Annotated in this window: 22 protein-coding genes; 9 read left to right on the top strand and 13 right to left on the bottom strand. The window is 58.9% G+C overall.

All coding sequences use genetic code 11. From position 1 onward, the window contains the following. Position 1: 1 nt before the first annotated feature. From fecC to fecI, 5 genes are all read right to left on the bottom strand, one after another. Positions 2-1,000 carry an iron-dicitrate ABC transporter permease FecC gene (fecC, locus tag M2416_RS01395; RefSeq protein WP_259221724.1) on the bottom strand — a complete coding sequence of 333 codons (999 nt, stop codon included), beginning with the start codon at positions 998-1,000 and terminating at the stop codon, positions 2-4. Continuing rightward, positions 1,000-1,902 (bottom strand): Fe(3+) dicitrate ABC transporter substrate-binding protein FecB, encoded by a 903-nt coding sequence (locus tag M2416_RS01390; RefSeq protein WP_259221721.1) that lies wholly within the window; start codon positions 1,900-1,902, stop codon positions 1,000-1,002. The genes fecC and M2416_RS01390 overlap by 1 nt, the downstream gene beginning before the upstream one ends. 91 nt (positions 1,903-1,993) lie before the next feature. After that, the gene (gene fecA / locus M2416_RS01385; RefSeq protein ID WP_259221719.1) at positions 1,994-4,324 is read right to left on the bottom strand and encodes a TonB-dependent Fe(3+) dicitrate receptor FecA; all 2,331 of its coding nucleotides are present in this window, start codon (positions 4,322-4,324) and stop codon (positions 1,994-1,996) included. Between the two features lie 96 nt (positions 4,325-4,420). Next, positions 4,421-5,368 (bottom strand): ferric citrate uptake sigma factor regulator FecR, encoded by a 948-nt coding sequence (gene fecR / locus M2416_RS01380; RefSeq protein ID WP_259221718.1) that lies wholly within the window; start codon positions 5,366-5,368, stop codon positions 4,421-4,423. Continuing rightward, on the bottom strand, positions 5,365-5,886 hold the full coding sequence (gene fecI, locus M2416_RS01375) for a ferric citrate uptake sigma factor FecI (RefSeq protein WP_076945274.1): 522 nt from the start codon (positions 5,884-5,886) through the stop codon (positions 5,365-5,367). The genes fecR and fecI overlap by 4 nt, the downstream gene beginning before the upstream one ends. A 265-nt stretch (positions 5,887-6,151) precedes the next feature. Here fecI and M2416_RS01370 point away from each other — a divergent pair, with 265 nt between their 5' ends. The 4 genes from M2416_RS01370 to M2416_RS01355 all read left to right on the top strand — a co-directional run bounded on the left by M2416_RS01370 (position 6,152) and on the right by M2416_RS01355 (position 9,544). Beyond that, positions 6,152-6,934, top strand: coding sequence for a class I SAM-dependent methyltransferase (locus M2416_RS01370; RefSeq protein ID WP_076945499.1), 783 nt, complete (start codon positions 6,152-6,154; stop codon positions 6,932-6,934). Positions 6,935-7,508: 574 nt separating this feature from the next. Next, positions 7,509-8,423, top strand: a complete 915-nt coding sequence (gene lpxP, locus M2416_RS01365) for a kdo(2)-lipid IV(A) palmitoleoyltransferase (RefSeq protein WP_167691908.1) — start codon at positions 7,509-7,511, stop codon at positions 8,421-8,423. Between the two features lie 91 nt (positions 8,424-8,514). Then, entirely contained in the window at positions 8,515-9,153 is a 639-nt protein-coding gene (gene leuE, locus M2416_RS01360) for a leucine efflux protein LeuE (RefSeq protein WP_041145044.1), read from the top strand. A 127-nt stretch (positions 9,154-9,280) separates the two neighbouring features. Then, the gene (locus tag M2416_RS01355) at positions 9,281-9,544 is read left to right on the top strand and encodes a DUF2534 family protein (protein WP_041145045.1); all 264 of its coding nucleotides are present in this window, start codon (positions 9,281-9,283) and stop codon (positions 9,542-9,544) included. Positions 9,545-9,586: 42 nt separating this feature from the next. Here M2416_RS01355 and M2416_RS01350 read toward each other — a convergent pair whose 3' ends face one another. The 3 genes from M2416_RS01350 to M2416_RS01340 form a co-directional block, all read right to left on the bottom strand. Further along, positions 9,587-9,709 carry a hypothetical protein gene (locus M2416_RS01350; RefSeq protein ID WP_115193110.1) on the bottom strand — a complete coding sequence of 41 codons (123 nt, stop codon included), beginning with the start codon at positions 9,707-9,709 and terminating at the stop codon, positions 9,587-9,589. A gap of 203 nt (positions 9,710-9,912) precedes the next feature. Further along, a complete protein-coding gene (locus M2416_RS01345; protein ID WP_041145046.1) occupies positions 9,913-10,017 on the bottom strand; it encodes a YoaK family small membrane protein in 105 nt (34 codons plus the stop codon). Between the two features lie 57 nt (positions 10,018-10,074). Further along, positions 10,075-11,088 carry a sensor domain-containing diguanylate cyclase gene (locus M2416_RS01340; RefSeq protein ID WP_076945277.1) on the bottom strand — a complete coding sequence of 338 codons (1,014 nt, stop codon included), beginning with the start codon at positions 11,086-11,088 and terminating at the stop codon, positions 10,075-10,077. A 299-nt stretch (positions 11,089-11,387) separates the two neighbouring features. Between M2416_RS01340 and M2416_RS01335 the strand changes: the two genes are divergently transcribed. After that, positions 11,388-11,639: a putative hemolysin gene (locus tag M2416_RS01335; protein ID WP_041145048.1), complete on the top strand. Its 252-nt coding sequence runs from the start codon at positions 11,388-11,390 to the stop codon at positions 11,637-11,639. On the opposite strand, the gene M2416_RS01330 is transcribed toward M2416_RS01335, so the two are convergent. Together M2416_RS01330 and M2416_RS01325 are read right to left on the bottom strand one after the other, a co-directional pair. Continuing rightward, positions 11,629-11,994: a DUF488 domain-containing protein gene (locus tag M2416_RS01330; RefSeq protein ID WP_076945278.1), complete on the bottom strand. Its 366-nt coding sequence runs from the start codon at positions 11,992-11,994 to the stop codon at positions 11,629-11,631. The two genes, M2416_RS01335 and M2416_RS01330, sit on opposite strands and share 11 nt — an antisense overlap. Further along, entirely contained in the window at positions 11,981-12,457 is a 477-nt protein-coding gene (locus M2416_RS01325) for a 2-thiouracil desulfurase family protein (protein WP_259222853.1), read from the bottom strand. The genes M2416_RS01330 and M2416_RS01325 overlap by 14 nt, the downstream gene beginning before the upstream one ends. A gap of 685 nt (positions 12,458-13,142) precedes the next feature. On the opposite strand from M2416_RS01325, the gene M2416_RS01320 reads away from it, so the two are divergent. Together M2416_RS01320 and M2416_RS01315 are read left to right on the top strand one after the other, a co-directional pair. Then, positions 13,143-14,426 carry an HAAAP family serine/threonine permease gene (locus tag M2416_RS01320; protein WP_041145050.1) on the top strand — a complete coding sequence of 428 codons (1,284 nt, stop codon included), beginning with the start codon at positions 13,143-13,145 and terminating at the stop codon, positions 14,424-14,426. Positions 14,427-14,489: 63 nt separating this feature from the next. Next, positions 14,490-15,857 carry an L-serine ammonia-lyase gene (locus M2416_RS01315; RefSeq protein WP_041145051.1) on the top strand — a complete coding sequence of 456 codons (1,368 nt, stop codon included), beginning with the start codon at positions 14,490-14,492 and terminating at the stop codon, positions 15,855-15,857. A gap of 95 nt (positions 15,858-15,952) precedes the next feature. On the opposite strand, the gene M2416_RS01310 is transcribed toward M2416_RS01315, so the two are convergent. Continuing rightward, entirely contained in the window at positions 15,953-16,393 is a 441-nt protein-coding gene (locus M2416_RS01310; RefSeq protein ID WP_259221714.1) for a helix-turn-helix domain-containing protein, read from the bottom strand. A 335-nt stretch (positions 16,394-16,728) separates the two neighbouring features. Here M2416_RS01310 and M2416_RS01305 point away from each other — a divergent pair, with 335 nt between their 5' ends. Next, positions 16,729-17,421: a CTP synthase C-terminal region-related (seleno)protein gene (locus tag M2416_RS01305; protein WP_076945280.1), complete on the top strand. Its 693-nt coding sequence runs from the start codon at positions 16,729-16,731 to the stop codon at positions 17,419-17,421. Between the two features lie 65 nt (positions 17,422-17,486). Here the strand turns inward: M2416_RS01305 and M2416_RS01300 are convergent, their stop codons facing one another. Continuing rightward, positions 17,487-18,671, bottom strand: a complete 1,185-nt coding sequence (locus M2416_RS01300; RefSeq protein ID WP_259221711.1) for a CynX/NimT family MFS transporter — start codon at positions 18,669-18,671, stop codon at positions 17,487-17,489. 97 nt (positions 18,672-18,768) lie between these two features. Here M2416_RS01300 and M2416_RS01295 point away from each other — a divergent pair, with 97 nt between their 5' ends. After that, entirely contained in the window at positions 18,769-19,563 is a 795-nt protein-coding gene (locus M2416_RS01295; RefSeq protein WP_167692454.1) for an AraC family transcriptional regulator, read from the top strand. Here the strand turns inward: M2416_RS01295 and M2416_RS01290 are convergent. Beyond that, positions 19,547-19,993 carry a DUF441 domain-containing protein gene (locus tag M2416_RS01290; RefSeq protein WP_041145056.1) on the bottom strand — a complete coding sequence of 149 codons (447 nt, stop codon included), beginning with the start codon at positions 19,991-19,993 and terminating at the stop codon, positions 19,547-19,549. The two genes, M2416_RS01295 and M2416_RS01290, sit on opposite strands and share 17 nt — an antisense overlap. Positions 19,994-20,031 lie beyond the last annotated feature (38 nt).

The following is a 20,031-nucleotide window of genomic DNA, read 5'->3' as shown; positions in this document are numbered from 1 at the left end:
TTCATCCGCGCCTCCTGACCAGCCAGACAAAGCACGGCGCCCCAACCAGCGCCAGCACCGCGCCCGCCGGAAGCTCCGCGGGCCAGGCCAGAGCGCGGGCGAGAATATCCGCCAGCAGCATAAATATGCCCCCCAGAAGCACCGCCATCGGCAGCAGGACGCGGCAGTCCTGGCCCACCCACAGCCGCGCGAGGTGCGGTACCAGCAGGCCGATAAACGCCACCGGCCCCGCCACGCTGACGCAGGCGCCGGTCAGCAGCAGCACCGCCGCGTTGATTAGCAGCCGCAGCCGGGAGAGATTCACCCCCAGCGAGTGGGCGGTGCTATCGCCGACGTGGAGTAAATTCAGGGCGTTCGCCAGCAGAAACACGCCGGGGATAATCAGCGCCGCAAAGGGAAACAGCTGCCAGAACTCCGGCCAGCGAACGTGCGAAACGCCCCCGGCCAGCCAGTATAAAATGCCGTAGGCGCGATCTTCGGCGAGCAGCAGCGTGACGCGGGTCAGCGCCATGCACAGCGCTGACAGGGCGATCCCGGCGAGGATCAGCCGGCTGCGATCGAGCTCCTGACGCCAGCCGCCGCCGGCCGCCATCACCAACAGCCAGCAGACGCCGCCGCCGCAGGCGGCAATAAATGCCAGAGAGTAGCCCGCCAGCGGCGCCGGGCTGAAAGCGCTGGTCAGCGACATCGCCAGCGCCGCACCGCTGTTGATGCCGAGCAGGGACGGCGAGGCTAGCGGATTGTGGGTCAGAATTTGCAGCAGCGCGCCCGAAAGCGCCAGGCTGGCGCCAAGCGCGATCGCCACCAGGCTACGCGGCAGGCGCAGATTAAGCACCAGCGCCTGGGCCAGAGAGGGGTTTTTGGGGGCCAGCAGCGCCTGCAGGGCCTCCAGCGGCGCAATGGGGATCGGCGAAAAGCCAAACAGGCTCAGCCACAGCAGGCCCGCCAGCCCGACCAGCGGCAGCCCCCAGATCGGCAAAGCGGAACGGGATGATTTCATTATTGCTGCCCGTCGACCGCCCGGTGGTGAATGATGTTAACCGCATCAGCGGCGATGCGTTCGGCGGCAAACATGCCGCGCATCCGCGCCCAGCTGTTGCTGTCCACGGTGGCCACCTGCTGCTTCTGCTGCGCCTGCAGCATCTGCCATAGCGGGTCCTGCTGCCATTTGCGTACGATGCTTTCCGTCCGATAGTGGGCCACAAACAGCCACTGCGGGTTGATGGCCAGCAGCTGCTCGAGGCCGATCGTCGCCATCGGCGCGCCGCCGATAGCCGCCGGAACCGACAGCCCCAGCGCGCTCAGCACGCTGCCGGTATAGGTATCGCGCGAATGGAGGTTGAACTGCTGTTCGCGGGAGGTGCCGAAGACCACGCTGGCGCCTGCCGGCAGCTGAGCGGCGAAATCGGCCATCCGCCGGCGGTGCTGCGCCAGGCGCTGCTGCATAAGCGGGTCCTGGCCGACGACTTTGCCGATAATGGCCGCCGACTGCAGGTTTTCGGCATAGGTTTCATTGCGCGACTTTAGCAGCAGCACCGGAGCGATTTGCCGCAGGGCGGCATAAATACCGCGATGGCGGCTGCTATCGGCTACGATCAGGTCCGGGCGCAGGGCGCTAATCGCCTCCAGAGAGGGCTGGGCGCGGGTGCCGACCGACCGCCACGGCTTCAGGCGCGCGCGGACCTCGGGCAGAATGCGCTCGGGGTCGTTATCGTCAGCGATGCCGACGGGGCTGAGGTCAACCGCCGCCAGCGCATCGGCGAAAGAGAGCTCCAGCACGACGATCCGCTGCGGGGTTTTATCGAGGGTAAACTGCCCCTGCAGATCCTCGACCGTCACGGCAAAAGCCGGGCCGCCGAGCGCCAGCAGCGCGGCAAAGACAAGACGTAAAATAGCCAACATACTCACTCCACAATGGCGGGACGCTGCAACCGTCCCGCCGATATCAACCGGCAACAGCGCCGCCTCAGGTCGAGGCGGCGAACGGGCAGTGTCAGAATTTCAGCGATCCCTGCAGGTACAGGGTGCGCGGCTGACCGGCGTAAATGCCTTTGTTGTTGTCGTCGTACGAGCGGGTGTAGTACTCGTGGTCGAAGATATTCTTCACCCCGACCGCGAGGTTGAGGTCGGCCATCTGCGGACCAAAGTCGTAGGCGACGCGCGCCCCCCACAGCATAAAGCCCGGGATGCGGCCGGTGCTGCCGTCGGCGCTCTCTTCGACGGTGTTGGCGTTGTCGGCAAACTGGCTGGACTGGAAATCGCTATTGAGGTTGAAGGTCCAGCTGCCCGGCTTATAGTCGACGCCGAGGGTGCCTTTATGCTTCGGCGAGAAGGGGACCTGATTGCCGTAGGTGTCGCCTTTTTCGCGGATTTCAGCGTTAACGTACGCGTAGCTGGCGTAGACCGACAGGTTGTCGAAGCGCGGCGAGAGATCGCCGAGATCGTAGCGTGCCTGGGTCTCCAGCCCGCTGTGGCGGGTTTTGCCGCGGGCGGTGACGGTATCGTTGGTCTGGTTGGAGTCATACTGATTATTGAAGTTAATCAGGAACAGGCCCATTTCCGCGCTCAGGGCGCCGTTGTCGTAGCGGCTGCCGATTTCCCAGGTGCGGGCCTTTTCCGGCTCCACGTTGCCGCTCTCCACAGCCTTGCCAATTTGGCTGTACTGTACGGTGCCGAACGATCCTTCGGTGTTAGCATAAAGATTCCAGCTGTCGGTGAGATGATAAAGCACGTTAAGCGCCGGCAGCGGGGCGTTGTAGCTGACCTGCTCGCGGCTACCCTTCAGGTTATTGTCCTGATAAGACTCAATATGTTCGAAGCGCATGCCCGGGGTGATCGTCCAGTTGCCGATATCCACCCGGTCGTCGATATACCAGGCGTGCGCCTCGGTACCGGAGCGGGTATCGCGATCGTAAGGGCTGGCGGTGCTCGGCAGCTCGCCGCTGGCGGTGGTGGTGTAGTAGCGCATCTCATGGGTGGATTCGTTCACGTAGCGATAGCCGACGCCCACTTCGTGCGCGGTAGCGCCGAGCGTAAAGCTCTGGCTGTAGCGCGGCTCGATCCCTCGCACCCAGTATTCGCGCGGCGAGAGCGTAATGCGTTTGCCCTGCTCAAGGTAGCCGCTGCGCAGCGTATGGGTGTAGAAGCCCTGAATATTGAATTTATGCATGGCGTCCGGCTGAAACTGATAGCCGAGGCTGGCGAGCTGGCGGCGTCCCCAGAAGCGATCGTACGGGCGGGTAGACTGCCAGCGGTCGGTATCATAATCGGCGCGGGAGAGCCCGCCGGGCATGTCGGCCTCGCCGTCATAATATTGCAGCAGGCTGTTAAAGGTATGCACCTCGTTGGGCGCATATTTACTTTTCAGCATCACGTCGTCAATGCGGGTAGCGCTATGCTCGCGCCAGTCGCTGCCGCGGGTGCCGGAATAGAGCAGCGCGGAGCCAAAGCCGTTATCTGCCGTGCCGCCAATCATCAGGTTGTGCGTCTCTTTGGGATTGTTCTGCGAGGAGGTTGGGCTCAGCTGGCCCTCAACACCGCCCGCAATGGCAAAATCCTGCGGAATGGCGCGGGTGACGAAGTTAACGACGCCGCCCACGTTCTGCGGCCCGTAGCGCACGGCGCCCGCGCCGCGAACCACGTCCACGGCATCCATATTGCCCAGCGATACCGGCGCCAGCGACAGCTGGGGCTGGCCGTAGGGGGCGAAGGGCACCGGGATACCGTCCATCAGCACCGTCGAGCGGCTGGCCAGCCGAGGGTTGAGGCCGCGGATGCCAAAGTTCATCGCCAGGTCGTGACTACCGGTTCCGGTATTCTCCGGGGCGTTGACTCCCGGAATGCGGTTCAGCACCTCGCGCATAGTGGTGGCGCCGGTTTTGGCAAACTCCGCGCGGCGAATAACGTCGCGGGCGCCGGCGTGCTCAAACACGTCGTTTTCCCGGGCGTCGCCGAGCCAGTCGCCGACAACCGTCAGCGTCGCCTCGTTGTCAACGGGGGCGGGCTCCAGCGTCCAGGCGTTATTGCCCAGCGCTTTGAGCCGCAGGCCGCTGCCGTCGAGCAGCGTCTGCAGGCCATCCTCAACGTCGTAGCTGCCGTGCAGGCCGTCGCTGTGCTTGCCGCGGGTCAGGCTGGCATCGGCTGCGAGGGTGATGCCGCTGCGGGCGGCGTACTGATTGAGTGCGGTAGCTAAATCTCCGGCGGCAATATCAAACTGCGCGGCGGCAAAGGCCGGCGCGGCGGCGAGCGCTATCAGCGGCAGCAGGCTTAAGCGGATTGCCATCACCAGAGGCATTGGTTTGCGTAGAACGCGTAAAGGCGTCATCTGTTCTCCACGATTGTTTTGGTTGTTTTCACCTGTTAAGTCGAACGAGCAGGGGAAAAGGGACAATGGAGAATGAGAATTTTTTGTATTTTTTTCTCAGGCGGGCACGACGGTGACCCAGTAGCGGGTGGCAAACTGCAGTTTTACCGGCAGCGTCTGCGTAATAATCTGCAAAATCTGCCCGCTATCGCTCAGCGGAAAGGTGCCGCTGAGGCGTAAATCGGCTACGCGGGGGTCGCAGCGCAGAATGCCGGGACGATAGCGAGAGAGCGTGGCGATAACCTCGCCCAGCGGACGGTCGCGAAAGCTGAGCACGCCCTGGGTCCAGCTATCTTCCCCGGCGCTCAGCGTCCGTATGGGCGAGAAGGCCCCGGCGCTGAAGCGCAGGCTTTCTCCGGCCTCTACCCGCTGAATCTGGCCGTGCGCTAAGCGCACCTCAACGGCGTGCTGCTGCACCGCCAGACGGGTCTCATCGGCAAACTGGCGCACGGTAAACTCGGTGCCCAGCGCGGTGAGGTTCCCGTCGCGGGTCTGCACGCGAAACGGCCGCCGGCTCTCGTCGCGGGCGGTGCGGATAGCAATTTCGCCGTAGCGCAGGCGCACCAGGCGCTGGCGCGCGTCGAAATAGACGTCGGCGGCGCTGTCGGTGTTGAGGGTCAGAATCGAGCCGTCCGCCAGCGGCTGGCGTCGCGTCATCCCCTTGGCGGTGCGGTAGTCGGCGCGAAGTCCCTCCGCCAGCTCGCTGTCCCACATCCGCCAGCTTCCGCCGGCGACGGCCAGCAGCATCAATCCTTTCAGCACCTGACGGCGGGTGGCCCGACCGTCGTTGAGCGCCCGGCTGGCGAGCGCGCCCGGAAGATGGCCCATCTGCTGACGCAGGTTTTCGACCTGCTGCCAGGCCCACTGGTGATCGTGGTCCTGCTCGTACCACTGCTGCCAGCGGGCCTCCTGCTGCGGACTGGGGCGGCCGTCGCTGAGCAGGGCATACCAGTGGGAGGCCGAGCGCAGGGCCTGGCGACGGGAGTCGCTAAGCTTCGGGGTCACAGACCGTTCTCCAGGCGAAAAATCAGGCAGTGCTCGGTCGCTTTGGCAACATATTTCTTCACCGAGCTGACGGAGACCGTCAGGCGTACGGCGATCTCGGCGTAGGTCAGGCCTTCCAGCTGCGAGAGTAAAAACGCCTCCCGCGCCTTCTGGCTCAGACCGTCCAGCATCGCGTCGATCTGCTGCAGCGTCTCCAGCTGAATTTGCTGCAGCTCGGCGGAGGGCGCCAGCGCCTCCGGAAGCTGGGCGATCATCTCCAGCCAGGCGCGCTCCAGCGCATTGCGGCGAAACAGATCGATCATTACCCGCTTCGCGATGGTGCACAGAAAGGATTTCGGATCGCGGATGGTTGTTAAGGGTTCACCGCCCATCACCCGCATAAAGGTGTCCTGGGTGACGTCATCGGCGTCGAAAGAGGATTGCAGCCTGCCGGTCAGCCAGTTTTTCAGCCAGCCGTGATGGGCGTGATACAGCGAAGCAAGCGTCAGCGGTGCGGCGGTGGCGGAGAGTGAGGACATGGCCGGATTCAGGAAAAATTGAACGATAGCGCATATGTTAATATGAGAATGTTTCTCATTACAATTAAAACGCAGCGCGAAGTGCGTCTCCAGGTCGGGTTATCACCTTAAGTAATTGTTACCCATTACAATTGATTTTGTCTGCGCCTGGCGCGCGGCGGCGGCTTCTCACTGGTCAAATGCAAATAAATGTCATTATCAATATTCCCTCATCAAAGATAATAATGTATTTATAATGCATCTTATAAATCATGAGGTGCTGCAGATGAATGCGAGTGAAAAGGCCGGACACACATTTTTAGCCAGCCTGGGGAAAACCCGGCTGCGGCCCGGTGGCGTAGAGGCGACGGAGTGGCTGTTCCGCCAGGCCGATTTGTCCTCGGACAGTACGGTGCTTGAGGTGGCCTGCAATATGGGGACCACCTCAATAGAGCTGGCGAAACGATTTGGCTGTCGGGTGTACGCCATCGATATGGATAAAGACGCGCTGGCGAAGGCCCGGCAAAATACCGTTCTTGAGGGCGTGGATAATAAGGTTCTGGTGATGGAGGCTAACGCTACGAGCCTGCCGTTTCCCGACGCCACCTTTGACGCGGTGATTAATGAGGCGATGCTGACCATGTATGCCGATAAAGCCAAAGCAAAGCTGGTGGCGGAATATTATCGCGTGCTCAAGCCCGGCGGCCGCCTGCTGACCCACGATATTATGTACACCCGGCAGGCGCTGGGAGAGGGAGACCGCATGGCGCTGCAGGGAGTGGTCAAATCTCACGTTAGCCCGATGAGCCAGGCGCGCTGGCAGTCTCTCTTCGAAGAGGCGGGGTTTGACTCCGTGCGCTGCCACGCGGGACCGATGTCGCTGATGTCGGCGCGGGGGTTGATAAAAGACGAAGGTTTCCGCCAGGCCCTGAGGATCATCTGTAATGGCCTGCTTAAGCGGGAGAATCGTCCGCGTTTTCTGGCGATGATGCGCTTTTTTCGGCGTCAGCGGCGGCAACTTAATTTTATTGCCTGCTGTTCGGCTAAAGGCCGTACTGTACAAAAATAATGCGTAATAAACGTTCGAAATAAAAACAACTCTCTATATCTGTCATTATTTGTCAGGAAGATAAAATAAGCCGGGTCTTATTTTACGCTTCACCGCCGGCGGTAAATTTTTTGGCCGAATATGCGCGCGGGGATTTATTCTTCCTGCTGCCGCCGGCGATGCCGCGGCTGACTTCGCGCCGCCTCGTTCCGCGTCATGATTAAGCAGCGCCTGGGGGAGGCTGAAGGCGCGGGCAGCGCCGGATCGCCGGGCTTTTACCGATCGCCGGCGATGCCGGCAACGGCGGCGGAAAAGGGCGTTTCAGCAGGCGCAAGTTTGGCGCTTGTATAAATGAATAGCATGAAAATGATTTTCCAGATGAATATTCTTAATTAATTATTGATTTTTAATTTACATTTTGTAACAAGTGTGCTGGCATTATGTTTTTTTACCCTCAGCGTTCGTTTTTACTTGCCCGAGTGAATTTAGGCAGATTACTATTGTCGTACTTGCTATATGTACCGCCTAACGACTGATGAAGGGAATCGTTTTTTCCTTAAGCGTTACCTCATTTAGGATGTCTACAGGAAAAATGATGCCCTCCGCTTTTGATAAGAGTCTTTTGCATCCCCGCAATTGGGGAACCTGGTTTGGCCTGGCCATTCTTTGGTCGCTCGTGCAATTACCCTATCCGCTCCTTCACCGCATCGGCACCCGCGCCGGTAAGCTGTCGCGACGCTTCCTTAAGCGCCGGGAGCAGATTGCCAGAAGAAACCTTGAGCTCTGTTTCCCCGACATGTCTGCTGAAGCGAGAGAAAAGCTGATCGAGCAGAACTTTATGTCGCTGGGAATGGGGTTAATTGAAACCGGCATGGCGTGGTTCTGGAGCGACGAGCGCGTCAGGAAATGGTTTGATGTCGAAGGTCTCGACAATCTCGAAAAGGCGATGAGCGCGGGTAAAGGCGTCATGGCGGTCGGCGTGCACTTTATCTCTCTTGAGCTCGGCGGCCGTACGATGGGCATCTGCCGACCGATGATGGCAACCTACCGCCCGCACAACAGCCCGCTGATGGAGTGGGTGCAGACCCGCGGACGCCTGCGTTCGAACAAAGCGATGATCGATCGCCGCAATTTATCCGGCCTGGTGCACGCCCTGAAAGCCGGTGAGGCGGTGTGGTTTGCGCCCGATCAGGATTACGGCCCCAAAGGCAGCGTCTTTGCCCCGTTCTTCTCCGTGCCCCAGGCCGCAACGACCAACGGCACCTACGTTCTGTCGCGCCTCTCGGGTGCCAAAATGCTGACCATCAGCATGGTGCGAAAAGCGAACGGCAAAGGCTACACCTTATATATCGGCGACACGCTGGACGATTATCCTGTTGAAGATAAGCAGGAAGCGGCCACCTATATCAACAGGGTTATCGAAAAAGAGATCCTGCGCGCGCCTGAACAATATCTGTGGGTTCACCGACGCTTCAAAACGCGTCCGCTGGGCGAAGCCTCTCTGTACTAAGCCACCAGGCAGAGTAAGCTCTTTCAAAATCACGTTAGTTGCGTTAACGTGAGCGCGATCATATTTCTTGTTGAACGCGAAGGAGTGCAGTGTGTTCGCTGAGTTTGGTGTTTTGAACTATTTGACCTACCTGGTCGGGGCTATTTTTATCATCCTGGTGCCCGGCCCCAATACCTTTTTTGTCCTCAAAACCGGCATCGCGCACGGTATCAGGAAAGGCTATCTGGCGGCGGCTGGCGTGTTTATCGGTGACGCGGTGCTGATGCTGCTGGCCTTTGCCGGCGTCGCGACGCTGATCAAGACGACGCCGGTACTGTTCAATATCGTGCGCTATCTCGGGGCCATCTATCTGCTGTGGCTGGGTGGCAAAATGCTCTACGCGGTGCTGACGCAGCGGGAAGGGCATAGCGATACCGACGCCGAGCCGGCGAGTGCGATCCTCAAGCGTTCGCTGACCCTCAGCCTCACCAACCCTAAAGCTATCCTGTTTTACGTCTCCTTCTTCGTCCAGTTTATCGACGTCAGCGCGAAGACGCCGGGCCTGGCCTTCTTTATTCTGGCGCTGACTCTGGAAGTGATTAGCTTTATGTATATGAGCTTCTTAATTGTTTCCGGCTCTTTCGTGACGCGCTACGTTAAAACGAAGAAGAAGCTCGCCAAAATTGGCAACAGCCTGATAGGCCTGGTCTTTGTCGGCTTTGCCGCGCGCCTGGCGACGCTGCAGTCATAGCCGTCCGGTCGGTGGCGTTGCGCCGGCCGGCAGCGATAATCTCTGTATTGTAACAAAAGCCCTTCAATTTTAATTGCATTGGTGTTACATATACAGCCGATTATCGGTCAGATAAAAGGGAACCCGGATGATTCTGCATAAACTCATCAGCAATAAAAACAGTAAGAAATTTTTCTTGTCGATAGCGGTGGTGTTTGCCATCGCGCTTGCCGTGGTTGGTCGCGCGACGTTTGGCGGCGTGGTGAGCGAGTACAATATGCCGTACTCCGAATGGACAACCTCGATGTTCTTCCTGCAAGGGGCGATGGTGACGGTCTACAGCATCGTATTTACGCTGCTTTTTTCCATTCCGCTGGGCTTCGTCTTCTTAGGTTCTGACCGCCAGGACTAAATGAAACAAGGCGAACCCAGGTTCGCCTTGATCCGCCTTTTTTCACCAGCCTCTGCCGTCGTAATGATGGTGGTGGTGTCTGTGATGATAGCCATCATCAACAATGCATCCCGATAACAGCGTGCATAGCGCGAGCATCAACGATAACACGATCGGTTTTTTCATTTCTCACTTCTCCGTTAGTCCGCCGTTCGCCCGCAACTGGCGGACGGGTTCGGCTGGTGAAGTGAGTGTATCGCGTTAAGTTATTGAGTGGATAAGACAACTCTGCAATTTAAGCGCCCCGGAAAGGAGCGGTTACCACCAGCCAAACTGCACGCCGGCCAGCGCAATAACGGCGATAATAATCATCAAAATGGTGCTTTTTTTCACGAAGCACCGCCCGGCGCCGCGTATCCGCCAACAAAAAACCAGCCAAGAAAAATGACGGCGATAATAAAAATTACTACCGGGAAAAGAATACCCAATTTCATTGTGTTGTCCCTGAGCCTGCAAGTGATGTCCGCTATCATACTGGAAATCCCGCCGGGTTAGTCAATATCCAGGAAGGTCTCTTTGCGGCGCGACTTTTTATCCTGATACATCGCATCGTCAGCGGCCCGCAGCGCGCTCTCCATATCCATCGTTTGCGGCTCGACGTCGATCACTCCAAAGCTGGCGCCAGGGTAGCTAATCCGGTGCTCGGCGAGGAAGTAAATTCCGCCGAGCTCCTTGCGCAGATTGGCGATAAACGCCTGCTGCTCTTCGGCTTCGAGACCCGCGCCGATAATTAAGAACTCGTCACCGCCGAGGCGACCCACCAGATCCCCCTGGCGCACGCGGGCGTTTAAACGCTCGCCGACCTGGACAAGGAAGCTATCGCCGCACGGGTGGCCGAACCGATCGTTGATCGCCTTAAAGTCGTCGAGATCGATGAAGATCAGCAAGATATTGCGCTGCAGTTCGCGCGCGCGCGGGAACATCGTCGAGAGATGCTTGAACAGCGCGCGGCGGTTGGGTAAGCCGGTTAATTCGTCGGTGTAGGAGTGCAGCTCCAGCGCCGAGTTGGCGGCGCGCAGCTGCTCGACCAGCGTCTCTTTCTCAACGTAGTGCGAGATGAGGTTGGCGAACAGGCCCATCACCTGCTCGCCTTCCAGGTTGTAGGGCTGTTTCTGGCGGCTGGTCGCACAGAGCGTGCCGTACAGCGAGCCGTCGGTCAGGCGCACGGGGATACTGAAAAAGGTAGTGATCCCAAGCTCCTGGGCGGCAATGCACGAGCGCCAGCGGCTGGCGACGTCGTTGCTGAACAGGCAGTTATCATCGATAGCGCGCTTGCACAGCGACTCGTTCCACGGGACGGAAAAGCCCTCCGGGATCGTCATTTCGCTACTGTTATGCGCATACATAACCAGCTGGCGCTGGGCGCTAAGATCAATTCGGGTCAGATAGGTCGACTCCATTCGGGTCACAAGTTCCAGCATCTCAAGCAGTTGTCGCACCAACAGCTCCAGCGAATGTTCGTTGGCGAGCGTTTGCGAGACGCGAGCAAGAATAAAATCTGACATGAATGTACGGCTCCCGATCGCCGAGCGCTATCGCCGATAAAAGGCTGAAACGGCTAACAGCGAAAAGTAAACATAGATACAACAAATTTAACACATTAGCGGCGGGAATACCTGCGGTCGCAGTGGGAAAAAAAGCCCCGTCGGGGGCGACGGGGAAAAACTCATTGATTATGGAATGATCTGTTCTCTGGTCAATTCGAGAACAAGGGCTACTCTACGGCGCAAAAGTGTAGTTAAAATGGAGAAATCGTGAAGAATCAGGGCCCTCATCGCGGCGCTGGTCAATAGAAGGAGTCAAAATGAAGTGGATGACAATACTACTGCCGCTGGCGCTGGCCGGATGTGCGAAGCCGACAACGCCGCCGGATGCACCGCCGCCGCCGAAGTCAATCGGCATGGCGAACCCGGCCTCGGTCTACTGCGGCGAGAAGGGCGGTAAGCTGATACCGGTACAGACGCCGCAGGGCGTGCGTAGCGACTGCAGGCTGCCCGGCGGTGAAACCCTCGATGAATGGGAGCTGTGGCGCCGGGATCATCCTGCTAAGGCGTAACCTCGCCGACCGGCAGGTTTTCCAGCCACTCGGCCAGCACCAGCGCGTGGTTTTGCCGGGTATCTTTTGCGGCGTAGATCAGCGTTAGCGGCTGCCGGTGAGCCAGCGTGGCCAGGCGTAGCCCCTCGTCACGATGGCTTTCCAGCTCCCGGCAATACTGCTCGCGGAAGCTGGCGAAGTCGATAACGTCGCCGTGCAGGGCCTTGCGCAGCTCCGCGGATGGGGTCAGGGTTTTGCACCACTCATCGTAGCGCAGCGCCTCTTTTTTAATCCCCCGAGGCCAAAGCCTGTCGACCAGCACGCGATAGCCGTCGCCGTCGTCGGCCGGATCGTAGACGCGTTTACATTGAATCATCGCTATTCTCCATCCGTTGCATCCAGGCAAGCAGCTGCGGGATCTGCCCGTCGGAAAAAACCGTAATACCCTGTTCGCGCAGCAGCGCTGCCGCCACGCCGGAGCCGGGCTTGCGCTGCCCGCTAAAGGAGCCGTCGTAGATAAACTGGCTGCCGCAGGTCGGGCTGCCGTCGGTGAGCAGCGCCGCCTGGCAGCCCTCCTCCCGGGCGGCCTTCAGCGCCAGCCAGGCGGCCAGCTGATAGTGTGCGGTGACGTCGTGGCCATCGCTTTCCACGATGCGCCCGCGATTTTGCATCACCTCCGCGCCCTGAGAGTCGACAATTTCCGCCGGCAGTCTCGGCACCGGTAGCCCGGCGGCCAGCTCGGGGCAGTGGATAAACAGCCGGTTTTCGCGCTGCCAGCGCGCCAGAGTCTCGGCCAGCTGCGCCTTGTCGCTGCCGTTATAGCGTACCTGGAACCCCATCAGGCAGGCGCTCACCAGTAGCTTACCGCCGCCGGGGCGGGGCGAAAGCAAACGGGTCGTCCCCTCATCGGCCGTAATGGGAAGTGGTTTTTGCATCGGTCTCTCCGGTATAAAAAATTCACCGTAATGCCTCATCGATTCCGCAGCAGGCGCGGAAAGCTGACGGCAGCGTGTGGCGATACCGATATTATCATCTGCCGCACCGACTGCCAAAGCGTCGTCAGGGCGTCGCCGCCGGCGGGCCGGCCTGTTGTCAAAGCGGGGGAATCCCCCTGGAATCAGGAGTGTTATTTTTTTGCACGACGCATAGAATAGCGCAGGACACATTGAGTTGTTATTGCTACAAATGGATTTTGCGCTTTGAATCAGCCCGTATCTCTGCGGGTTTTTTTAGTTTAAAAACGGGACTTTTCTCCGCTATAGCGCTCTTGTAATATATTATTTTACGCCTTCTGAAAATCTCTTATTTATAATAACGTATTAAAAATGATACCTTAAAAATATATTAAATTTCAGGTGCTATTTTTGATACTTTAAAAGTCCTCGCGATAAATCAGGTTATGTGATCGCCGTATATACATCAGTTTGGCTTAATTTAATAAAATAGCAAAACAAACACAGCAATTTATTACCTGAAACAGAGTCAGTTAAATCTGGCTCCTCTCTATATTATTGAGGCCATATTATGGAAAGCGTTCAAAATACCCTCGTTGCTCGCGAAAGCAGCGGCTGGAGAAAAAGTGACACCGTCTGGATGCTGGGGCTGTACGGGACGGCGATTGGCGCCGGGGTGCTTTTTCTGCCGATTAACGCCGGGGGTGGCGGCCTGATTCCGCTGATCATCATGGCCATCCTCGCCTTTCCGATGACCTTTTTCGCCCACCGCGGTTTAACCCGTTTCGTGCTCTCAGGTAAAAATCCTGGCGAAGATATTACCGAAGTAGTGGAGGAGCATTTTGGTGTCGGTGCCGGCAAGCTGATTACCCTGCTGTACTTCTTTGCGATTTACCCGATTCTGCTGGTTTATAGCGTCGCGATCACCAATACCGTCGACAGCTTTATTACCCATCAGCTCGGCCTGGTTTCTCCGCCGCGCGCAATTTTATCGCTGATTTTAATTGTGGGCATGATGGGCATTGTGCGTTTTGGCGAAAAAATGATTGTTAAGGCCATGAGCGTACTGGTATTCCCGTTTGTCGCGGCGCTGATGGTCCTGGCGCTCTATTTGATTCCTCAGTGGAACGGTGCGGTACTGGATACCCTGTCGTTCAGCAGCGCTGCCGCCACCGGTAACGGTCTGTGGATGACGCTGTGGCTGGCTATTCCGGTGATGGTGTTTTCCTTCAACCACTCGCCGATTATCTCCTCCTTCGCGGTGGCGAAACGGGAAGAATATGGTCAGGACGCCGAACGTAAATGCGCCCGCATCCTCAGCTATGCGCACATCATGATGGTGCTGACGGTGATGTTCTTCGTGTTCAGCTGCGTGCTGAGCCTCTCTCCGGCAAACCTCGCGGAAGCGAAGGCGCAAAACATCTCCATCCTCTCCTATCTGGCAAACCACTTTAACGCGCCGCTGATTGCCTGGATGGCGCCGATTATCGCCATGATCGCGATTACCAAATCCTTCCTCGGCCACTACCTCGGCGCGCGTGAAGGCTTTAACGGTATGGTTATCAAGTCCCTGCGCGGTAAAGGTAAAACCATTGAAATTACCAAACTGAACAAGATCACCGCGCTGTTCATGCTGGTGACCACCTGGATAGTGGCGACCCTCAACCCAAGCATTCTGGGGATGATCGAAACCCTGGGCGGCCCGGTTATCGCCATGATCCTGTTCCTGATGCCGATGTACGCCATCAATAAAGTACCGGCCATGCGTAAATACAGCGGCCACATCAGCAACGCGTTTGTGGTGGTGATTGGGCTGATTGCCATCTCCGCCATCTTCTACTCTCTGTTCAGCTAAGCTCCCGGCGCCTCCCGTCACGGGAGGCGCATTCGTTTTGCTTTGTAACCCTATGGGTGCCACATGATTAGCGTTTTCGATATTTTTAAAATCAGTATCGGGCCCTCCAGCTCACACACCGTCGGGCCGATGAAAGCGGGAAAACAGTTTGTTGATACCCTGCAGGAAAAGGGCCTGCTGCATAAAGTGACTCGCCTGGTGGTGGACGTCTACGGCTCCCTTTCGTTAACCGGTAAGGGCCACCATACCGATATTGCGATTATTCTTGGACTCTCGGGTTATTTGCCGGATACCGTCGATATCGACGCCATTCCCACGATTATCCGTGACGTTAATACCCTGCAGCGTCTGCGTATTGAAGAGGGCCAGCGGGAAATTGAGTTCCCGGTGGTGGAGTGCATGCGTTTTCATAATGAGTTTTTACCGCTGCATGAGAACGGTATGAGCATCACCGCGCTTTGCGACGGAAAAATCGTCCACTTCCAGACCTACTACTCCATCGGCGGCGGCTTTATCGTCACCGAGGAGGAGTTCGGCAAGAGCCAGGATGCGGAGGTCGATATCCCGTTCCCGTTCTACTCCGCGCGCAACCTGCTGGCGCACTGCCACGATAACTGCCTGTCGATTTCCGCGGTGATGATGAAAAATGAGGTTGCCCGCCACGGCAGAGAAAGCGTTGAGCAAAATATGGCGAAAATCTGGGAGACCATGAGAAACGCCATTAATCGGGGCATGAGCACCGAAGGCCTTCTGCCGGGGCCGTTAAAGGTGCCGCGTCGCGCCTCCGCGCTGCACCGCGTGCTGGCTCCCCAGAGCCAGTCCATAACGCCGCTCAGCGCGATGGACTGGGTCAATATGTTCGCGATGGCGGTCGGGGAAGAGAACGCCTCCGGCGGCCGGGTGGTCACTGCGCCCACCAACGGCGCCTGCGGCATCGTGCCGGCGGTGCTGGCCTATTACGACCGCTTTATCAAAACGGTGACGCCGGAAATCTATATGCGCTACTTCCTGACCGCCGGCGCGGTAGGCATATTGTACAAAATGAACGCCTCCATTTCCGGCGCGGAAGTTGGCTGCCAGGGGGAGGTGGGCGTGGCGTGTTCGATGGCTTCCGCCGGGCTGGCGGAGCTGCTGGGCGGCAGCCCGGAGAAGGTTTGCATTGCCGCTGAAATCGGCATGGAGCACAACCTTGGGCTGACCTGCGACCCGGTTGCTGGCCAGGTTCAGGTGCCCTGTATCGAGCGCAACGCGATTGCGGCGGTGAAGGCGATCAACTCCGCCAGCATGGCGATGCACCGCACCAGCGATCCGAAGGTTTCGCTGGATAAGGTCATCGATACCATGTTTGAGACGGGTAAAGACATGAACGCCAAGTATCGCGAAACCGCCCGCGGCGGGCTGGCGATTAAAGTCGCGGTCTGCGAATCCTGACGTTTGCTCACGCCGCCTGCGCCGCAGGCGGTTTTTTTTCGGCTATTCTTTGCCCGCGCAGCTGCCTCAGCCGGCGGGCGATTTCCCCTGCCAGGCTAGCTTTTTTTCTCTGCTTCCGATGGCGGAAAAGACCAGACAACGCTGTGAGACGCTGACGAAGTGTACCATTCGTTAATGGTGGCGTTCGCGTCGCTGGCCTTTTCGACAACGGCGCATTTCTCTTTTGGCGGCTGCGCTTTTTTGCGAATACGGATGCGGGGAGGGGCGGTGGCGTTGATTTGCGCATTAAAAGTACGAATGTGCGAATCGAATAAAACGGACTCCAGCTGATGCAAACGATCGAGACCGCGCAATATTCCGATTAGCGTGCTCAGGGTAACAGATTCACCTAATTCTACGCGTTTGATGGTTGCTGCGCCGACCTGCGCACGTTCGGCGAGTTCAATTTGGGAGAGCCCGAGCTGCATACGCGTTTCTTTAATTCTGCGGCACAGTTCAGAGATAATTTCGCTATCGGACATGGTACTGAAACGCATCTTGCTGCCTCTACTGCTTAATAAATCATTACGGATTATTTAACAGGCTGATTTATAAATAAAGTGAATAATTCCTTTTTTGCGAGAGTAATAACACTGTTTTTTTATTTAACAAAGTAGCTACAAAAAGAGCGGGGTAAATAAATGGCGGGAATTGAATAAGATAGTCAAAAAGCGGAGAGAGCATTTAATTTATTTTCAGCGCGGGCAGCGCCTCTCACGCCAAATGCGGATCGCCCGCCGGGCGGAAAATAAGGATTGTGTTCCGTGAGGGAGATCGCTAACCTGAGGCTCCTTGTGTTGCCCGAAAATCGTTCTGACATAAGGACCCTGCTATGAACACTCCCCTGCGTATTGCCCTGGTTGGCGACTACAACCCTGACGTTGTCGCTCACAAAGCGATTCCCCTGGCCATCGACGATGCTGCTGCCGTGCTGGAGCTGCCTCTGCGCTACGACTGGCTGGCAACCAGCGATATCCACGATGCCGAAGCGCTCGCCGACTATGACGCCATCTGGGTGGTCCCCGCCAGCCCCTATAAAAATGCCGCCGGCGCGTTTATCGCGATCCGCTATGCGCGCGAAAACAGTATTCCGTTCCTCGGCACCTGCGGCGGTTTTCAGCACGCGATCGTTGAGTATGCGCGCAACGTCCTGGGCTGGCAGGATGCGGCGCATGCGGAAACGGATAGCGAAGGGCGAATGGTGATTGCGCCGCTGAGCTGCTCGCTGGTGGAGAAAACGGCGGCGATTGAGCTGCGCGCGAATACGCTGATTGCCCGCGCCTACGGCCGCGACAGCATCGAAGAGGGCTATCACTGCAGCTACGGCATTGCCGAGGAGTTTGCCCGCGAGCTGGAGCAAGGCGACCTGCGGGTGACCGGCTGGGACGAAGAGGGGGATATTCGGGCGGTGGAGCTGGTAACGCATCCGTTCTTTGTCGCGACCCTGTTCCAGCACGAGCGCAACGCGCTGGCCGGAAGCCCGTCGCCGCTGGTGCACGCCTTTCTACGCGCCGCCAGCCAATAGCGCGCTCTGAACCCCGTCACGACCCCGGAACGCCGGGGCCGTAAGGCCGAGGGCAAAAGAGCGCTTTAGCCGTTAATCTCCCTGGCGCGGCCGGCAAGGGCGCCGAATATGGCCATCACCACGGCGGTCAGCGCTACGGCGATGAGCGGAATATGCCAGTCGCCGTTGGCATCATGAATTTTCCCCATCACCGGCGGCCCGCAGGCGGCCAGCAGATAGCCAACGGCCTGCGCCATGCCGGAGAGGGCCGCCGCCTGGTGCGCCGAGCTGGCGCGCAGGCCGATAAAGGTCAGCCCCAGAATCATCGTTGCCCCGGAACCGAAACCAAAGATCAGCGTCCAGAGAACCGCCTGCCCCGGCGCCAGCCACAGCCCGGCCGAGCTGACGGCGCACATCAGCGCCACCAGCACCGCGATGCCGCGCTGGTCTTTCAGGCGGTGCAGAATCAGCGGGATCGCGAGACCCGGCGCGGCGGTGGCCAGCTGAAGCAGACCGTGCAGGGAGCCGGCCTGCGCTTCGCTATAGCCGAGGCTCTGCAAAATGGCCGGCAGCCAGCCGATTATCACGTAATACACCAGCGAGTTAATGCCGAGGAATAGCGTCACCTGCCAGGCCAGCGCCGAGCGCCAGATCCCACGGTTGTGCAGGGCGCCTGACGCGGTCAGCGGGGCGGCGGCCTCTTTGCGCGACTGCGGCAGCCAGATGAACAGCGCCAGCAGCGGGAAGACCATCAGCATCAACAGCGCCCCGCGCCAGCCAAAGCCGGACAGCGCCAGCGGGACCACCATGGCGGAGCCCAGCGCCGCGGCGGCACCCATGGTGAGCGAGTAGGCGCCGGTCATTTTAGCCACGTGCTGCGAAAAATCGCGCTTGATTAAGCCCGGCAGCAGCACGTTGCCTAACGCAATCCCGCAGCCTATTACGGCCGTTCCGCCAAACAGCATGGCTGCGGAAGGCAGCGAGCGCAGGCCGATGCCGAGGCAAATCAGCCCCAGCGCGATCAGCAGGCTGCGCTCGATACCAAAGCGGCGGGCAACGCCTGCCGCCAGCGGCGAAACCAGGCCAAAGGCCAGCAGCGGCAGGGTGGTTAACAGCCCGGTTTGGGCGGTGGTCAGCCCGTACTCCGCGCGAATGGCGTCGAGCAGCGGGGCGGCGCCGGTAAAGGTCACGCGCAGCGTGGTGGCGATAAATAAAATACCGGCAATCAGCAGCAGATTACGGCGGCCGGCAGAAGGAAGAACAGAACTCATGGCTATCTCAAACGAGTAAACAGGGAGGCTACAATAGCGCGTTTGCCGAATGTTTAAATCAAGCTAAAATGACAGATTATCGCTAATATCGGACAATCTGATGATTGGATTAAATCTTGACGGCTATGACCCGGACAGCGGGCACGAGGCGGCTCTCGCGTTCCATATTCGGGTGGTGGAGGACGAGCAGTTTATTCCGCGCCACCAGCACCGCAAGGGGCAGCTGATCCTCGCGCTGCACGGCGCGCTGACCTGTGAGGTGGAAAGCGGAATGTGGATGGTGCCGCCGCAGTATGCGGTGTGGGTACCGGGCCAGCAGCCCCATAGCAACCGCGCGACGCCGGGGGCGCGGATCTGCTTTTTATTTATCGAGCCGGGAGCGGCGCCGATGCCGCAGCGCAGCTGCACGCTGAAGATCTCTCCGCTGGTGCGTGAGCTGATCCTGACCCTTGCCGGGCGCAGCGCGACCGAGAGCGACGCTCCCGCCACCCGACGGCTGGTGCAGGTGCTGTTTGACGAGCTGCCGCAGCAGCCGGAGGAGCATCTGCAGCTGCCGGTTTCCGCGCACCCGAAAATCCGCCAGATGGCGGAGCTGATGGCGGTGGCGCCGGCACAGTGGCAGACTCTTGGACAGTGGGCGGCGGAGTTCGCAATGAGCGAGCGCAACCTGGCGCGGCTGGTGGTTCGCGAAACCGGCCTTAGCTTTCGCCGCTGGCGCCATCAGCTGCAGCTGATCCTCGCGCTACAGATGCTGATCCGCGGGCAAACGGTGCAGCAGACCGCGCACGGCCTGGGATATGACTCGACGACCGCCTTTATCACCATGTTCAAAAAGGGCCTCGGCCAGTCTCCCGGACGCTATCTTGCCAGCCTGACTACGACTTTCCGATAAACAGCGAGATGATCCCCGCGGCGATCAGCGGGCCGACGGGCACCCCGCGGAACAGCGCGACGCCGAGGACGGTTCCCACCAGCAGTCCGGCGACCAGCTGCGGCTGCGAGCCCATCAGCGAAATACCGCGCCCGCCGAGCCAGGAGACAAACACCCCGACGGCGATAGCCAGCAGCGACTTCCAGTTCACGAACGAGTGCAGCAGCGTCGAGGGCGGCAGGGTGCCGCTGGCGATAGGCGCCATCACGCCGATGGTCAAAATGATAATACCGATCGTCAGCCCCTGTTTTTCAATCCACGGGAAAAAGACGTTGAGCGGCGTGACGCGCACGATAATTAACACCAGGATAGAGATTGCCACGGTGGTGTTGTGGCTGATAAAGCCGAGCGCGGCCAGCCCCAGAAGCACGAACAGGGTGGTATCGAACATGTCAGGAGATCCTTGCCAAAATAATAAGCCCGTCTACT

The organism is Klebsiella sp. BIGb0132, assembly GCF_024810075.1.
Taxonomy (GTDB): domain Bacteria; phylum Pseudomonadota; class Gammaproteobacteria; order Enterobacterales; family Enterobacteriaceae; genus Klebsiella; species Klebsiella terrigena.
Note: the sequence above shows the minus strand (reverse complement) of the source record. Positions and strands in the feature narration are given on the sequence as shown.

Excerpts from the sequence above, each read along its gene's own strand:
- M2416_RS01390 (WP_259221721.1), bottom strand. The coding sequence starts at position 1,902 with ATGTTGGCTATTTTACGTCTTGTCTTTGCCGCGCTGCTGGCGCTCGGC.
- M2416_RS01340 (WP_076945277.1), bottom strand. The coding sequence starts at position 11,088 with ATGTCAGATTTTATTCTTGCTCGCGTCTCGCAAACGCTCGCCAACGAA.
- M2416_RS01370 (WP_076945499.1), top strand. The coding sequence starts at position 6,152 with ATGAATGCGAGTGAAAAGGCCGGACACACATTTTTAGCCAGCCTGGGG.
- M2416_RS01335 (WP_041145048.1), top strand. The coding sequence starts at position 11,388 with ATGAAGTGGATGACAATACTACTGCCGCTGGCGCTGGCCGGATGTGCG.
- fecA (WP_259221719.1), bottom strand. The coding sequence starts at position 4,324 with ATGACGCCTTTACGCGTTCTACGCAAACCAATGCCTCTGGTGATGGCA.
- M2416_RS01300 (WP_259221711.1), bottom strand. The coding sequence starts at position 18,671 with ATGAGTTCTGTTCTTCCTTCTGCCGGCCGCCGTAATCTGCTGCTGATT.
- M2416_RS01350 (WP_115193110.1), bottom strand. The coding sequence starts at position 9,709 with ATGAAAAAACCGATCGTGTTATCGTTGATGCTCGCGCTATGCACGCTG.
- M2416_RS01330 (WP_076945278.1), bottom strand. The coding sequence starts at position 11,994 with ATGATTCAATGTAAACGCGTCTACGATCCGGCCGACGACGGCGACGGC.
- M2416_RS01320 (WP_041145050.1), top strand. The coding sequence starts at position 13,143 with ATGGAAAGCGTTCAAAATACCCTCGTTGCTCGCGAAAGCAGCGGCTGG.
- lpxP (WP_167691908.1), top strand. The coding sequence starts at position 7,509 with ATGCCCTCCGCTTTTGATAAGAGTCTTTTGCATCCCCGCAATTGGGGA.
- M2416_RS01345 (WP_041145046.1), bottom strand. The coding sequence starts at position 10,017 with ATGAAATTGGGTATTCTTTTCCCGGTAGTAATTTTTATTATCGCCGTC.
- M2416_RS01310 (WP_259221714.1), bottom strand. The coding sequence starts at position 16,393 with ATGCGTTTCAGTACCATGTCCGATAGCGAAATTATCTCTGAACTGTGC.
- M2416_RS01315 (WP_041145051.1), top strand. The coding sequence starts at position 14,490 with ATGATTAGCGTTTTCGATATTTTTAAAATCAGTATCGGGCCCTCCAGC.
- fecC (WP_259221724.1), bottom strand. The coding sequence starts at position 1,000 with ATGAAATCATCCCGTTCCGCTTTGCCGATCTGGGGGCTGCCGCTGGTC.
- M2416_RS01290 (WP_041145056.1), bottom strand. The coding sequence starts at position 19,993 with ATGTTCGATACCACCCTGTTCGTGCTTCTGGGGCTGGCCGCGCTCGGC.
- M2416_RS01325 (WP_259222853.1), bottom strand. The coding sequence starts at position 12,457 with ATGGGGTTCCAGGTACGCTATAACGGCAGCGACAAGGCGCAGCTGGCC.
- M2416_RS01355 (WP_041145045.1), top strand. The coding sequence starts at position 9,281 with ATGATTCTGCATAAACTCATCAGCAATAAAAACAGTAAGAAATTTTTC.
- M2416_RS01305 (WP_076945280.1), top strand. The coding sequence starts at position 16,729 with ATGAACACTCCCCTGCGTATTGCCCTGGTTGGCGACTACAACCCTGAC.
- fecI (WP_076945274.1), bottom strand. The coding sequence starts at position 5,886 with ATGTCCTCACTCTCCGCCACCGCCGCACCGCTGACGCTTGCTTCGCTG.